Genomic DNA, 11983 nt, shown 5'->3' with positions numbered 1-11983 from the left:
CTCGCGCGCTTCGCGTCCGGTGGCGATGCGTTCACGGTATCCGGCCTGCCGCTTGCCCGGGATTCCCTGGTCGTCGAGGGTGGGGTCGAGTTCGGTCTGGCACAGAATGTCGGCCTCGGTCTGTCCTATGGCGGACAGTTCGGCTCCGACCGCTCCGATCACATGATCCGCGCAAGCTATGACGTCAGGTTCTGAGAACCCTCTATGACGATGGCCGGCCGCGGGCACTCGCGGCCGGCCTTCCACAAGGAAGCAGCGAGAAGCGTGCGCGACCTTCCGCCGCGTCTTGCTGCGACGTCGCTCCAGGGCCTTTCTGGCCTGCCGCAGATAGTTTTCTCCAGTCGGAATCGGGGCCCGGCTTATCAAGGACGGACGAATGAGTAAGCAGCGATTTACGGAGAAACAGATCATTGAGCTGCTGAAGGAGCAGGACGCCGGCGCTTTGGCAACCGACCTGTGCCGCAAGCACGGCATTTCGAGAGCGACTTTCTACAATTGGAAAGCCAAGTACGGCGGCACGGAAGTGTCCGAAACGAAACGGCTGAAGACGCTTGAGGACGAGAACGCCATGCTGAAGAGACTGCTGGCCGAACAGATGCTGGAAGCTGCTGCACTCCGCGAACTTCTCCAAAGAAAAAAAGTGGCGCCTTCCGCTGCACATACGGCATATCACCCACTGATGGCCCGGTGAGGATTTTCGACGGTGCCCGGGAAGCAGAATCGCCCGGTCTCTCGGATAGGCGGGATTTCGCCCGACGGCTTTGTCGCAATCCTCGGGCGCCGTGACAGCGCGCGCGACCTTCCGCCGCGTCGTGCCGCGACGTCGCTCCTTGCCAGCATGGCGGGAAGGTGGAACAATCCCCGATGACTGGACGTTTCGCAATCCCTTGAAGACAAAGAGGAGCGACCATGGCCGACAATCCGATCCAGGAACAGATGCGCGAACTTCAGGCCCAGATCCGGGAACTCCGGGAAACGCTCGGGCTCCAGGGCGAGCGGGCCGCAGGACAGCTGCGCGGCCGCGCGGCGGCGGCCCTCGAAGGGGCGAGCCGGACGGCGGGCGATGCGGCGCAGTACGCCCGCAACGAAGCCGCGACGGTCGCCGGTGTCGTGCGCGAACACCCCGCCGCAACCTCGACGGCGCTCCTGATGGCCGGCCTGATCGGCGGCCTCGTGGGCTATTTCATCGCCACCGCGTCGCAAACGCCCCAGCGCTCGCATTATCGCTGGTACTGAAAAGACGTCCGGGGAGACCGACAGGCGGGGCGATGCGTCCCCCGCCTGTCTTCATGTGCCGTCCGTCGCTTGTCATCGCGTCGTCACATCCGCATCCTAAGAGCGTCCGCCATCATCGATTGCAGGCGTGCCTCCCGTGACCTCTTCCGCTCCCCGTCTCCGTTTCGGCATCATCGCCGATCCGCAATATGCCGCCGCCGAGCCCGATCTCAGGCTCGACCGTTATTTCGTCAACAGCCTCGACAAGCTCTCCGAGGCGGTTCGCCGGCTGAACGCCGAGGACCTCGATTTCGTGCTCACCCTCGGCGACGTGATCGACCGCGGCTTCGAGAATTTCGACGCCGTGCTCTCCGTTTATGCGGGGCTGCGCCACGAATGCCTGTTCCTGCCCGGCAACCATGATTTCAAGGTGGAAGAGGCGCGGCTCGGCGAGGTGCATGGAAGGCTCGGCATGGCCGCGCCCTATTACGACCTCGTGCGCAACGGTTGCCGCATCGTCGTCATCGAGGGCAGCGACATCTCGCTCTTCGCGCCGCCGCCCGGCGATCCCCGCCGTGCGACTGCCGAGGAAATGCTGCGCGCCCTGCAGCAGGCGGGAGCCGTCAACGCCCAGACATGGAACGGCGGCGTCGGCGCGGCCCAGCTCGTCTGGTTGTCAGAGCGGCTGGCGCTCGCGGAAGAAGCCGGCGAGACGGTGATCGTGATGGGGCATTATCCGCTCTTCCCGCACAACGAGCACAATCTCTGGAACGCCGAGGAGGTGGCGGGCCTGCTCGTCCGCTCGCCGGCGGTCGCCGCCTATTTCTGCGGCCACAACCACACCGGCAATTACGGCGAACTCGGCGGCACCCATTTCGTCAATTTCCGTGGCATGGTCGATACCGAGCGGGAGAACGCCTTCGCCCTTGTCGAGGTCTTCGACGACCGTATCGACATCACCGGTTTCGGCCGCGAGCCGAGCCGGAGACTTGCGCTTCGCTAGCCATTGACCGCGGCGTCCTCGGCCCGCCAGCCGTTTACCCAGAGCGCCCGCAGCCGGTCGCCTTCACCCTTGAAGAAGCCGTCCGCCTCGGCGCAGTGCTCGATCCGGTCGGCGCGGAAGCTGCGCAGCGCCTGCCGCAGCTCGCACCAGGCGACGATGGTCGCCGTCTGCGAATAGTAGATGAGCGCGATCGGCCGGATGATGCGCTCGCTCGCCCGCCCGAGTTCGTCGCGATAGTCGATCTCGAGCTTGCGCTCGTCGCGGATCGCTCTTCTCAGGAGCGCCAGGTCGACGCCGGCAGGCGAGGGGGCGGCCGCGCCCCAGGCGTAGAGCGCCTTCGTTTCCAGCGTGCGGCGGAGCGGCGGCGGCACCGCGCCGGCGATCTTCTGGGTGACCCGTTTCGCCGCCTGCTTCAGCCCTTCGTCGCCGGTGCGTTCGAGGAGTGCGAGCGCCAGCACGATCGCCTCCGTCTCCTCGATGGTGAACATCAGCGGCGGCAGGTCGAAGCCGGGCCGCAGAATATAGCCGAGCCCGCGCTCGCCCTCGATCGGCACCCGCATCGCCTGAAGGGCGGCGATGTCGCGGTAGATCGAGCGCTCCGTCACCTCCAGCGCCTCGGCGATCGTTCGTGCCGTCACCGCCTTCCGCGCCGTGCGCAGGATCTGGATGATCTCGAAGAGCCGCGAGGCCTTGCGCATTTTCTGATCCTCCCTGGACGGGTCTCCTGACAGGACGCTGTCAGTTGCTCCTCGCTAGATTGCCGATCAACAGGCTGATTTTCCGTCCAAAACGACGATACAGCCGATCCGGTCTCGCAAGGATACTGACATGACTTACACGGAAAATCTCTGGCTTTTCTTCCTCCTGATCCTCGGCATCATCGTCGTGCCGGGCATGGACATGATCTATGTGCTCGCCAGTTCGCTTTCGGGCGGCCGCCGGCAGGGGCTGACGGCGACCGGCGGCATGATGACCGGCGGGGCGGTGCACACGCTCTACGGCACGCTCGGCACCGGTTTCCTCGTCGCCTTCGCGCCGCGCTTCTTCCTGCCGCTGCTCGTCGTCGGCGCCGCCTACATGATCTGGGTCGGGTTCTCGCTCGTCCTGAGCTCGATCACCGTCTCCTCGGTCGAGGGCACCGGACGGCGGAGCAGCTGGACGACCTTCCGCCAAGCGGTGACGACCTGCCTCCTCAACCCCAAGGCCTACATCTTCGTGCTCGCGGTCTATCCGCAGTTCCTCAAACCCGTCTACGGGCCGATCTGGCTGCAGGGTCTGGTTTTCGGCGCCATGACGGTTCTGATCCAGGGCCTCGTCTACGGCGCGGTGGCGCTTGCCGGAGACGGTGCCCGCAACCTGCTGACGAACAGCCCGGCAATCACCGTCTGGATCGGCCGCGGCGCCGGCGCACTGCTGATCACCGCCGCCGCCGTCACGCTCTGGGAGAGCCTCCGCTGAGGCGGCGGCTACTGGCCACGGTCGTTGGGGCGACGCGTGGCTCAGTCTCCGCCGTCACCCCGGCCTTGAGCCGGGGTCTAGCCGCGGCGCGTCGGCGCCGCGAAGGACTCTTCTCGCGATCAAGGACTTGATCGCGCTGGATGCCGGATCAAGTCCAGCATGACGGAGGATTGTGTTCGCCGTCCAATCGCTGCATCCATTCCCGGCAGTTCCGACCGTGGTCAACTTCATGAACGGGATCAAGGATTTGCGACCCGCGCCGGGCATCACCGGATTGTGACTTCATTCCTTGGCGAACATCCTGCAATCATCGGGCGTTGGTATCAACGCCGGCGCGGCCGGTTATTGAACGGGAGAATTTTCTATGAAGCTGAGATTTGTCGCGGCTGCGGCCGTTACCGCCGCTCTGGGAATGGGCACGGCTTTCGCCGCCGGAGAACCTCAGGTCGTGCGTCAGGAAATGATGGAAAAGGTCGGTGACGCGATGGGTGCCATCGGCGCGATCGTCAAGGGCAAGAAGCCCTTCGACGCCGCGGTGGTGAAGGCCTCGCTGACCACCATGAAGGAGGTCGCCGCGACCTTCCCGGAAAATTTCCCCGCCGGCTCCGAGACGGGCTTCAAGTCCGAAGCGAGCCCGAAGATCTGGGAAAACATGGATGACTTCAAGGCCAAGGCCGCCAATCTCGTGAAGGTCGCCGATGCCCAGCTCGCCGCCCTTCCGGCCGATCAGGCGAGCACCGGCGCGACCATGAAGGCGCTCGGTGAGGCCTGCAGCGCCTGTCACGAGACGTACCGGCTGAAGAAGTAACCGCCCGGGCGAGACGCCACGAAGCGGGTTCCGGCCGAAGGCGGCCGGGGCCTTTTCGGTGCATCGCGTTTCCCGCAGGCTTCCGGAGGTGTCATGGCACGGAAAACCCTGAAGGCGCTCGGCGCCCTCGTCGTCCTCGGGATCGCCGGCGGCGCCGGCTTCCTCTTCGTCACCGCGCCGGCCCCGCAGGCGGCGTCCGTCTGGGCGGATCTCGGCACGCCGGATCTCGAAAACGGCCGGCGCATCTTCTTTGCCGGCGGCTGCACGAGCTGCCATGCAGCGAAGGGCGCTGCCGGCGACGATCGCCTGGTGCTCTCCGGCGGGGCGCCGCTTCAAAGCCCCTTCGGCACCTTCTACGTCCCGAACATTTCGAGCGATGCCAAGGCCGGCATCGGCGGCTGGACGCTCGCCGAGTTCGGCAATGCGATGACCCGCGGCGTCGGCCGCGATGGCGAGCATCTCTACCCGGCCTTTCCCTACGGCTCCTATGCGCGGATGACGCCGCAGGACGTCAACGACCTCTTCGGCTTCCTGAAGACGCTGCCGGCGAGCGACAAGACGGCGCCGGACCACGCGCTCTCCTTCCCCTTCAACCAGCGCCTTCTGCTCGGTGGCTGGAAGTTCCTCTACTTCTCGACCGCGCCGCGCGTCGCGCTTGCCGATGCCTCCGATGCGGTGAAGCGCGGCCAGTACCTCGTCGAGGGGCCTGGCCATTGCGGCGAGTGCCACACGCCGCGCGACGCCTTCGGCGGCTTCAAGGCAGGGCTGTGGCTCGCCGGCGGGCCGAACCCGGAAGGCAAGGGCACGATCCCGAACATCACCCCCGGCTCGAAGACCATGGGCGCCTGGACCGAGGACGACATCGCCGCCTATCTCGAAACCGGTTTCACCCCGGATTTCGACAGCGTCGGCGGCGCGATGGTCGAGGTCCAGAAGAACATGGCCGAGCTCCCGGCCGAGGACCGCGCGGCAATCGCCGCCTACCTGAAGGCCGTCCCCGCGGTGGAATAGGCTTGGGCGTCATAATGCTTGCAAAATATGCTAGCATCCTCCATATTGAGGCATGAACGGTCGGCATCGAAAGACATTGCTGGCGATTTTCAGGGAGCCGGTGCCCGGCTCCATCGTATGGTCCGATGTCGAAAGTCTGCTGATCGCGACCGGTTGCACCGTGGTGGAAGGAAGCGGCTCGCGCGTTCGCTTCGAAAAGGACGGGCTGCTGGCCCTCTTCCATCGGCCGCACCCGGAGAAGGAAGCCAAGCGTTATCAGGTCCGTGATGCGCGACGCTTTCTGGAAATGCTGGGAATTGTGCCATGAACACCATGAATTACAAGGGTTTTTCGGCCCGCGTCGAATTCGATGGCGAGGACGATATTTTCGTCGGCCGCTTGGCCGGAATCGACGATGTGGTCGGCTTTCACGCCGATACGGTGGAGGGGCTGAAAGCCGCCTTCCACGAGGCCGTCGACGACTATCTGGAGACTTGCCGGAAGCTCGGGCGGGCGCCGATGAAGGCCTATTCCGGCAAGATGATGTTCCGCGTCGCGCCCGAACTGCATGCGCGTGCCGCAAGGGCTGCCGAACTTTCAGGCAAGAGCCTGAACCAGTGGGCGGAGGACGTTCTTGCCGAGGCGGTTGGCGGGAAGGGTTGAGCATCGGTCAGGCGGCGCGGACGCGGAATGACCGGCGTACCGGCCATTCCGCAGCCCGCATGAAGGTCTTGCGGCACCGCGCGGTGCCACGGTCACAGCCGGATGTCCCAGAGCGTGAACGTCGCCTCGCCTCTCGGATCGTAGACTTCCGGCAGGCCGACGTCGCGGCGCAGGCGGTTGGAGAAATGCGAGAGCTGCCCGTCGATCCTCCGGCGCCGGCGGGCTGCCGCGATCAGCGCCAGCGTGCTCTTCCAGAAACCGAATTTCCGGCAGAGTTCGTCGGCGGCGACGGGCAGGGCATCGACAACTATAGCGTGTTCTTTGTGCATGGTCTTCCGTCCCGGCGCGCCATGCGGCCAGGTCCTTTCGAAGTTGCGAAGGATGGACCGGTGCGGACGCGGATGCGCGCAAGGCACAGCCGTATCAGTCGGTCACGTTAAGGTCGGTTCTGGAATGCCTGAGCGGCGGAAATCCGGGCTTTAAAAGCCGGAGATTGAGGTTCGGCGTCGCACCGGCACATAGATGCCAAACGCTGCGAAAGCCGTTCCGCCGAAGAGGCGTGCGGATGTGGTGGTGAGTATCATGTCACGCCTCCTGTGCTGTGAGTTGCGGATGATCGTAAGCTACACGAGATTCGGTGATCTTCAAGTCTGCAATCGCGAATTGCAGTTTTCCGGCGAGAATTGTGGCAGTCGTGCAACACTGCCCAGGCGGCGCGCTCCAGCGCCGCGCAAGCCGCCGGCCGTAGAATTACCAGACGCGGATCTTTTGGGGAGGCGGAAAATGAGCGTCGAGAGACGACGGATGGAGCAGGCGCTGCGCCGGCTGCTCGACCGCTATCCTGACCCCATGCTGCATCGCTGGGTGATGGAGACGGTCGGCGCTCTCCAGGCGCGGCTCAAGGCGATCGTCGACCCCGGCGAGCGCGACCAGGCCCAGCGCGCCGCCCTCGTCTTCATCAAGACCACCCTGCAGAACTGGTCGGAAAAGCCGCCGGTGCGCCATTGACGGCTGCGATCGGACAGTTGATATTCGTCATGATGGTTCCTTCGAGGCCGCGCCTCGGGGAATAATAGGGAATACGATAGGGGAGACCCCAGAGGGATCCGATTCGTGGCTGCCCCCGCAACTGTGAGCGGAGAACGTCCGGCGCCAAGGCCACTGGAGATATCCGGGAAGGCCGTCCGGACGTGATGACCCGCGAGCCAGGAGACCTGCCATCGCACTGAACCGCCTGCCGGACGGGGTTGTTCCGGGCAGCCGTCGATGCGTTTCCTCCCTGGGGAATTGCCGTCAGATCGGTCCTGTCCTTCAGCCCTCGTCCAAGGGCGACGAGTTTTCATTGCTCCTCGGAGGGACGACTATGACTGCAAATACTGCCGCTTCCACCCTTTCCACCGCGGGCCACAAGGCCGGCACGCTGTTTCCCTCGATGATGAGCGTCCTTTTCGGCCTGTTCGTCGTCGGTTTCGTCGGCTTCTCGCAGCTGGACGTGGTCCACAACGCCGCCCACGACACCCGCCACGCCAACGCCTTCCCCTGTCACTGACGGGCGGCCGGAATGCATCTCTTCCGATCGCTGGTCTTCGTTTCGGCGCTGGTCGGCCTGATTGTCGGCGTGGTCATCAGTCTCGTGCAGTATGTCGGCACCGAGCCGCTGATCTTCGCCGCCGAGGTCTACGAGACCGCCGCACCGGCGGCCTCCGACCTTGGCGGCCATGACGGCCATGACCATGGCACGGCGGCCGGCATGGAAACCGCGGCGCCTCAGGCCTCACACGAGCACGAACATGCGGCGGATGCCTGGGCGCCGGCCGACGGTTTCGAGCGGCATTTCGCGACGCTCGTCGCCAACGTGCTCACCGCGACCGGCTTCGCGCTGGTGCTGAACGGGCTGATGCAGGCGACGCGCCAGCCGGCAGGCTGGCGGACCGGGCTTGCCTGGGGGCTCTGCGGCTTTGCAGCCGTCATGCTCGCGCCGACGCTCGGGCTGCATCCGGAACTGCCGGGCACACCGGCCGCGCCGCTCGCCGAGCGGCAGGTCTGGTGGATCGCAACGGCGGTCGCGACCGCGGCCGGCATCGCGCTCCTCTATTTCAAGCGCACGCCCTGGGCGGCGGCCGCTGCACTGGTGCTGATCGCCCTGCCGCACGTCGTCGGCGCTCCGGTCGCGCCGGAAGGCGAGGCGGCACTCGCCCCGGAGGCGCTGTCGCGCCGCTTCGTGGTCATCGCGACCCTGACAAGTCTCGTCTTCTGGGCGCTGCTCGGTGGCCTTTCCGGCTATTTCCGCCAGCGCATGGAAGCCTGAGGCCGCGATGGCCGGGGCTTTCAATTACGACTGGCGCATCGATCTCGATGCGCTGGTCTTTTCGCATCCGGCCTCCGGCAGCCGCTGCTTCGTCCACCGGCTTGCCTTTCGCGCCCTGACGCGGAACGCCGCGCCGACCGCGCAGGACTGCATGCGATGGTTTGTAGGCCATCGCGCCGCTTTCGAGGCAGCGGCGGACGAGAAGGCCGGGCACGGCCCCGTTCCCGGCAACGCCTTCAACCTGAACAGCCGCGAGATTCGCCGGGCGCTGCGGATGCTGCGCGCATCCTGACGCCTGCGCTCAGCGGTGCTCGGCCGAAAAGATCCCGATTTCCGCCTCGGCCTCGGGGCTCCAGAGACCGAGCGCCTTCAGGATCTCGGTGGTGAAGGTGCTCGGCGAATTGCCGGGCGCCGTCACCACCTTGCCGTCCGAGACCGCCTGCGGCCGGTCCACATAGCGCGCAGCGCCATGATAGCCAGGATATTTCTGGTGGGAGGCGAGCGAATTGCCGGTATGGGCGACGCCGTCGAGGATACCGGAGGCGGCGACGGCGCTCGCTGCCGCGCAGATGCCGCCGACGACCTTGCCGGCCTCATGGAAGGCGCGGAGGAGGGGCGAAAAGTCCGGTGCCGTTCCCTTTTCCCAAGATAGGCCGCCCGGCAGCACGAGCGCGTCGAAGCGCGCCGGATCGAGATCGGCGAAGGAGAGGTCGGGCGTCACATTCAACCCACCCATCGAGGTGACCGGTCTGCCGTCGGGCGAGGCGGTGAGGACTTCGACGCCCAGATAGGCGCGGGCCGTCGCCATCAGCAGGGCGCATTCCCAGTCGGCGAAGTCTTCGGCAAGGGCAATGGCGATGCGGGTCATGAACCGTCTCCGTCTCTTGTTTTCGTTCAGGCGAGGGCCTGCAGGTAGCGCATGCCGGTCACAGGACGCGGCACGAAGTCGAGATGTTCGTAGAAGCGATGGGCGGCGAAATTGCCGGTGGCGGCACTCACCGAAAGGTAGTCGCAACCGGCGCTGCGGGCAACCTCACGGGCGCGCTTGACGAGATGATGGCCGATGCCGTTTCCGCGCTGGCCGTCGCGGACGTAGAGATGGTGGAGGTCCATGCCGCGTTTGCCTTCCTGGGCCTTGTAGAGCGGCACGAGGATGGCGTAGCCGATCAGGCTCTCGCCGCCGTCGGCGACGAGCGCGGTGATCCACGGCACTGGGCCGAAGAGGTCGCGTTCGAGCTTGTCGGGCGTCATCGCCGAGGCGTCGCCGTGATGGGCGGCGAGTGCGGCGATCATCTCGTTGAGTTCCGGCAGGTCGGACGCTCTCGCGTGGCGGATGACCACGACCGGCGGCCGGGGCAGGGTGATGTCGGTGTCTTCGGTCATTGTCGCTTCCCTCTTTCGCTCGGTGCCGTCAGGGGAAGCTGTCTTCGAAAACAACAAGGCCGCCTGACGGCGGCCTGTTGACATGATGATCTGTCGGGCCGCCCTCTACCGGTAGGCCCAAAAATACGTGCAGGTGATGAGTGCGCGTGCGTCGATCATGAAAGGACAGATGCGCCGATTTCAATCGATTGTCAATGTCGACTTTGTCTCTCCCGGGCTGGCTCCGCTATGGCGGTCTGCGAGGCCGCTTGCTAGAAGGGTTTTCTCTCCTCCACGAACACGGCGTTGCCCATGCCCCTCAAGCTCTATCTCGCCGGACCGGAAGTCTTCCTCAAGGACGCCCGTTCGGTCCTCGATGCCAAGGCCCAGCTGACGCGCGCCTACGGCTTCGAGCCGGTCAAGCCCGGCGACATCTTCATCGAGCCTGCGCCGACGCCGCGCGAATTCGGCCTGCGCATCAGCTCGGTCGACGAGCACATGATGAATTCGGCCGACGGCATCATCGCCAACCTGACGCCCTTCCGCGGCATCGCGGCCGATGTCGGCACCGCCTTCGAGCTCGGTTACATGTGCGCCCAGGGCAAGATCGCCTGTGCCTACACGAACGTCGCCGACAGCCATTTCGACCGCGCCATGCGCCATTACGAGGGTTCCGTGTCGAAGGACGAAAACGGCCGCTGGCGCGGACCGGACGGCATCTCCATCGAGGATGTCGAGATGATCGACAACCTGATGCTGCATGGCGGTGTCGTGCGCCGCAGCGGGCTCGTCGCCGTCCATGCCGCCGCGCCCGACGCGCTCTATTCCGACCTCACGGCCTTCGAGCAGTGCCTGAAGTTCATCGCCGAGCGGCCCTAGATCACCGCTCGACGGGTTCTCCGGCCTTCGTCGTCAGGCGCTTCTCGAAGTTCACCTTGGTGAGGTGCAGGTCCTTGTCCGTGTAGTGCACCACCTCGTCCGGCGAGCGGGTGCCGACGACGAGATAGGTCGCGGGCTCTTCCGACCGGTTCTCCAGCCGGTGGCCGACCGCCACCCCCGCCTTGAAGGTCGCGGCGTCCCCCGGCTGCATCTCGGTCAGGCTGTCGCCCTCGTTCAGCGTCACCCGCCCCGAGAGAACATAGATGAACTCGTCCTCGTTTTCGTGCCAGTGCTTGTGGGAGGAGAACGATCCCGGCGGCAGCGTTTCGAGGAAGGCGCCGAACTGGGTGAGCCCGCCGGCATCCGAGAGCAGGCGCGCCCGGTAGGGGCCGAGCTCGGCATTGATGCCGCTGCCGGTTGCGTCATCGAGCGGCGCGTCTTCCTGTCGGATGATGGGCATGGGTTCTCCCGTCTTACGGCGTCTTGCGATACCGCCGCGCCACGTAGACCACGCTGCCGCCCTTCAGGCCCTTGTAGAGCATCGAGCCCTTCGCGCCGGAAAACTCGGCCATGAACTGCTTCAGGAACCAGGCCCGCCCGATGCGCTCGCGCTTGCGGGCCTCGGCCGCGTCGAGGGCGGCGACGACATTCGTCGAGATGTTGCGGCTTGCAACGCATTCCAGGCCGGGTGCCGCGAGCTGCGCGTCGAGGGTGGAAAGCTGGCTCTTCGGGCGCATGTCGGCGAAAGTGAACCAGCCGCCGGGCTTCAGCACGCGGGCGACCTCGCGGGCGAAGGCGTCCACGTCGCCGTAGCAATGGGAAGATTCGATGTTGACGACGATGTCGAACGAGGCGTCGGCGAAGGGCATCTTCTCGGCATCGCCCTGCTCGAAGGTGAGGTTCGGCGTGTCGGCGTTGAGGCTTCGGGCGCGGCGGACGGTCTCGGGCGAATAGTCGAGCCCGGTGACGGCGGCGGGGGCGAAATAGCGGGCGACGTAGCGCGCGCCGCCACCTCTGCCGGAACCGACCTCGAGCACGCTTGCGCCCTCGACCGGCAGGCCTTCCACCGCCTGCTGGTAGAGCCCGATGAAGGCACGCTCCTTCTCGTCTTCGGGCCGCAGCGGGAAGGCCGCGCCGTCACCGACGTAGCCGTAGTTCATGAAGCGCCAGTCGCCGTCCTTCCAGAACAGCGAGAGCAGATTGTAGACGCGGCGCCAGATCCATTTCTGGGTGCGCGGGAAACGGCCGGGCGTGGCGATGTCGAGGACGCTGGAAAAGAGACGGCTGCTCATCGGTG

18 protein-coding genes, 2 pseudogenes and 1 riboswitch are annotated in these 11983 nt (G+C 65.8%); of the genes and pseudogenes, 14 read left to right on the top strand and 6 right to left on the bottom strand.

Going from position 1 to position 11983, the window contains the following annotated elements; translation table 11 throughout:
- From DFR48_RS22055 to DFR48_RS20615, 4 genes and pseudogenes are all read left to right on the top strand, one after another.
- Window positions 1–195, top strand: a pseudogene (locus tag DFR48_RS22055) (autotransporter outer membrane beta-barrel domain-containing protein); the annotation flags it as partial.
- A 181-nt stretch (window positions 196–376) separates the two neighbouring features.
- Window positions 377–685 (top strand): annotated as a pseudogene (locus DFR48_RS20625) (transposase); the annotation flags it as partial.
- Between the two features lie 224 nt (window positions 686–909).
- Window positions 910–1236, top strand: a complete 327-nt coding sequence (locus tag DFR48_RS20620) for a hypothetical protein (protein WP_114365094.1) — start codon at window positions 910–912, stop codon at window positions 1234–1236.
- A gap of 136 nt (window positions 1237–1372) precedes the next feature.
- Window positions 1373–2218: a metallophosphoesterase gene (locus DFR48_RS20615; RefSeq protein ID WP_114365093.1), complete on the top strand. Its 846-nt coding sequence runs from the start codon at window positions 1373–1375 to the stop codon at window positions 2216–2218.
- On the opposite strand, the gene DFR48_RS20610 is transcribed toward DFR48_RS20615, so the two are convergent.
- Window positions 2215–2916 carry a helix-turn-helix transcriptional regulator gene (locus tag DFR48_RS20610; protein ID WP_114365092.1) on the bottom strand — a complete coding sequence of 234 codons (702 nt, stop codon included), beginning with the start codon at window positions 2914–2916 and terminating at the stop codon, window positions 2215–2217. The genes DFR48_RS20615 and DFR48_RS20610 overlap by 4 nt on opposite strands.
- 130 nt (window positions 2917–3046) lie before the next feature.
- On the opposite strand from DFR48_RS20610, the gene DFR48_RS20605 reads away from it, so the two are divergent.
- From DFR48_RS20605 to DFR48_RS20585, 5 genes are all read left to right on the top strand, one after another.
- On the top strand, window positions 3047–3676 hold the full coding sequence (locus DFR48_RS20605; RefSeq protein ID WP_114365091.1) for a LysE family translocator: 630 nt from the start codon (window positions 3047–3049) through the stop codon (window positions 3674–3676).
- A 364-nt stretch (window positions 3677–4040) separates the two neighbouring features.
- Complete coding sequence (locus tag DFR48_RS20600) at window positions 4041–4484, top strand: c-type cytochrome (protein ID WP_114365090.1); 444 nt, start codon at window positions 4041–4043, stop codon at window positions 4482–4484.
- Window positions 4485–4577: 93 nt separating this feature from the next.
- On the top strand, window positions 4578–5495 hold the full coding sequence (locus tag DFR48_RS20595) for a c-type cytochrome (RefSeq protein WP_114365089.1): 918 nt from the start codon (window positions 4578–4580) through the stop codon (window positions 5493–5495).
- Window positions 5496–5547: 52 nt separating this feature from the next.
- A complete protein-coding gene (locus DFR48_RS20590; protein WP_114365088.1) occupies window positions 5548–5802 on the top strand; it encodes a type II toxin-antitoxin system HicA family toxin in 255 nt (84 codons plus the stop codon).
- The gene (locus DFR48_RS20585; protein WP_114365087.1) at window positions 5799–6137 is read left to right on the top strand and encodes a type II toxin-antitoxin system HicB family antitoxin; all 339 of its coding nucleotides are present in this window, start codon (window positions 5799–5801) and stop codon (window positions 6135–6137) included. Before DFR48_RS20590 ends, DFR48_RS20585 begins: the two co-directional genes overlap by 4 nt.
- A gap of 92 nt (window positions 6138–6229) precedes the next feature.
- Here the strand turns inward: DFR48_RS20585 and DFR48_RS20580 are convergent, their stop codons facing one another.
- Window positions 6230–6466 (bottom strand): DUF1127 domain-containing protein, encoded by a 237-nt coding sequence (locus tag DFR48_RS20580; protein ID WP_114365086.1) that lies wholly within the window; start codon window positions 6464–6466, stop codon window positions 6230–6232.
- 454 nt (window positions 6467–6920) lie between these two features.
- Between DFR48_RS20580 and DFR48_RS20575 the strand changes: the two genes are divergently transcribed.
- From DFR48_RS20575 to DFR48_RS20560, 4 genes are all read left to right on the top strand, one after another.
- Entirely contained in the window at window positions 6921–7145 is a 225-nt protein-coding gene (locus DFR48_RS20575) for a hypothetical protein (protein WP_112690081.1), read from the top strand.
- A 16-nt stretch (window positions 7146–7161) separates the two neighbouring features.
- A riboswitch (cobalamin riboswitch) is annotated at window positions 7162–7373 on the top strand.
- A gap of 127 nt (window positions 7374–7500) precedes the next feature.
- Complete coding sequence (locus DFR48_RS20570) at window positions 7501–7686, top strand: CbtB domain-containing protein (protein ID WP_114365085.1); 186 nt, start codon at window positions 7501–7503, stop codon at window positions 7684–7686.
- Window positions 7687–7698: 12 nt separating this feature from the next.
- Complete coding sequence (locus DFR48_RS20565) at window positions 7699–8445, top strand: CbtA family protein (RefSeq protein WP_114365084.1); 747 nt, start codon at window positions 7699–7701, stop codon at window positions 8443–8445.
- Window positions 8446–8452: 7 nt separating this feature from the next.
- Window positions 8453–8737: a hypothetical protein gene (locus DFR48_RS20560; protein WP_114365083.1), complete on the top strand. Its 285-nt coding sequence runs from the start codon at window positions 8453–8455 to the stop codon at window positions 8735–8737.
- 9 nt (window positions 8738–8746) lie between these two features.
- Here DFR48_RS20560 and DFR48_RS20555 read toward each other — a convergent pair whose 3' ends face one another.
- The gene (locus DFR48_RS20555) at window positions 8747–9313 is read right to left on the bottom strand and encodes a type 1 glutamine amidotransferase family protein (protein ID WP_114365082.1); all 567 of its coding nucleotides are present in this window, start codon (window positions 9311–9313) and stop codon (window positions 8747–8749) included.
- 26 nt (window positions 9314–9339) lie between these two features.
- Window positions 9340–9912 (bottom strand): GNAT family N-acetyltransferase, encoded by a 573-nt coding sequence (locus tag DFR48_RS20550; RefSeq protein WP_170141952.1) that lies wholly within the window; start codon window positions 9910–9912, stop codon window positions 9340–9342.
- A 207-nt stretch (window positions 9913–10119) separates the two neighbouring features.
- Here DFR48_RS20550 and DFR48_RS20545 point away from each other — a divergent pair, with 207 nt between their 5' ends.
- The gene (locus DFR48_RS20545; protein WP_114365080.1) at window positions 10120–10686 is read left to right on the top strand and encodes a nucleoside 2-deoxyribosyltransferase; all 567 of its coding nucleotides are present in this window, start codon (window positions 10120–10122) and stop codon (window positions 10684–10686) included.
- A 1-nt stretch (window position 10687) separates the two neighbouring features.
- On the opposite strand, the gene DFR48_RS20540 is transcribed toward DFR48_RS20545, so the two are convergent.
- Together DFR48_RS20540 and DFR48_RS20535 are read right to left on the bottom strand one after the other, a co-directional pair.
- Window positions 10688–11146: a cupin domain-containing protein gene (locus DFR48_RS20540; RefSeq protein ID WP_114365079.1), complete on the bottom strand. Its 459-nt coding sequence runs from the start codon at window positions 11144–11146 to the stop codon at window positions 10688–10690.
- Window positions 11147–11159: 13 nt separating this feature from the next.
- Window positions 11160–11978, bottom strand: coding sequence for a class I SAM-dependent methyltransferase (locus tag DFR48_RS20535; RefSeq protein ID WP_114365078.1), 819 nt, complete (start codon window positions 11976–11978; stop codon window positions 11160–11162).
- Window positions 11979–11983: the final 5 nt, after the last annotated feature.

It is taken from the genome of Ciceribacter lividus, from assembly GCF_003337715.1.
Classification (GTDB): Bacteria; Pseudomonadota; Alphaproteobacteria; order Rhizobiales; family Rhizobiaceae; genus Allorhizobium; species Allorhizobium lividum.
This window is presented reverse-complemented; position numbering and strand designations above follow the sequence as displayed.

What these genes read in the sequence shown, in the direction of transcription:
- DFR48_RS20590 (WP_114365088.1), top strand. Translation starts at nt 5,548, where the DNA reads ATGAACGGTCGGCATCGAAAGACATTGCTGGCGATTTTCAGGGAGCCG.
- DFR48_RS20555 (WP_114365082.1), bottom strand. Translation starts at nt 9,313, where the DNA reads ATGACCCGCATCGCCATTGCCCTTGCCGAAGACTTCGCCGACTGGGAA.
- DFR48_RS20550 (WP_170141952.1), bottom strand. Translation starts at nt 9,912, where the DNA reads ATGTCAACAGGCCGCCGTCAGGCGGCCTTGTTGTTTTCGAAGACAGCT.
- DFR48_RS20565 (WP_114365084.1), top strand. Translation starts at nt 7,699, where the DNA reads ATGCATCTCTTCCGATCGCTGGTCTTCGTTTCGGCGCTGGTCGGCCTG.
- DFR48_RS20605 (WP_114365091.1), top strand. Translation starts at nt 3,047, where the DNA reads ATGACTTACACGGAAAATCTCTGGCTTTTCTTCCTCCTGATCCTCGGC.
- DFR48_RS20545 (WP_114365080.1), top strand. Translation starts at nt 10,120, where the DNA reads ATGCCCCTCAAGCTCTATCTCGCCGGACCGGAAGTCTTCCTCAAGGAC.
- DFR48_RS20560 (WP_114365083.1), top strand. Translation starts at nt 8,453, where the DNA reads ATGGCCGGGGCTTTCAATTACGACTGGCGCATCGATCTCGATGCGCTG.
- DFR48_RS20570 (WP_114365085.1), top strand. Translation starts at nt 7,501, where the DNA reads ATGACTGCAAATACTGCCGCTTCCACCCTTTCCACCGCGGGCCACAAG.
- DFR48_RS20540 (WP_114365079.1), bottom strand. Translation starts at nt 11,146, where the DNA reads ATGCCCATCATCCGACAGGAAGACGCGCCGCTCGATGACGCAACCGGC.
- DFR48_RS20575 (WP_112690081.1), top strand. Translation starts at nt 6,921, where the DNA reads ATGAGCGTCGAGAGACGACGGATGGAGCAGGCGCTGCGCCGGCTGCTC.
- DFR48_RS20535 (WP_114365078.1), bottom strand. Translation starts at nt 11,978, where the DNA reads ATGAGCAGCCGTCTCTTTTCCAGCGTCCTCGACATCGCCACGCCCGGC.
- DFR48_RS20580 (WP_114365086.1), bottom strand. Translation starts at nt 6,466, where the DNA reads ATGCACAAAGAACACGCTATAGTTGTCGATGCCCTGCCCGTCGCCGCC.
- DFR48_RS20620 (WP_114365094.1), top strand. Translation starts at nt 910, where the DNA reads ATGGCCGACAATCCGATCCAGGAACAGATGCGCGAACTTCAGGCCCAG.
- DFR48_RS20610 (WP_114365092.1), bottom strand. Translation starts at nt 2,916, where the DNA reads ATGCGCAAGGCCTCGCGGCTCTTCGAGATCATCCAGATCCTGCGCACG.
- DFR48_RS20600 (WP_114365090.1), top strand. Translation starts at nt 4,041, where the DNA reads ATGAAGCTGAGATTTGTCGCGGCTGCGGCCGTTACCGCCGCTCTGGGA.
- DFR48_RS20585 (WP_114365087.1), top strand. Translation starts at nt 5,799, where the DNA reads ATGAACACCATGAATTACAAGGGTTTTTCGGCCCGCGTCGAATTCGAT.
- DFR48_RS20595 (WP_114365089.1), top strand. Translation starts at nt 4,578, where the DNA reads ATGGCACGGAAAACCCTGAAGGCGCTCGGCGCCCTCGTCGTCCTCGGG.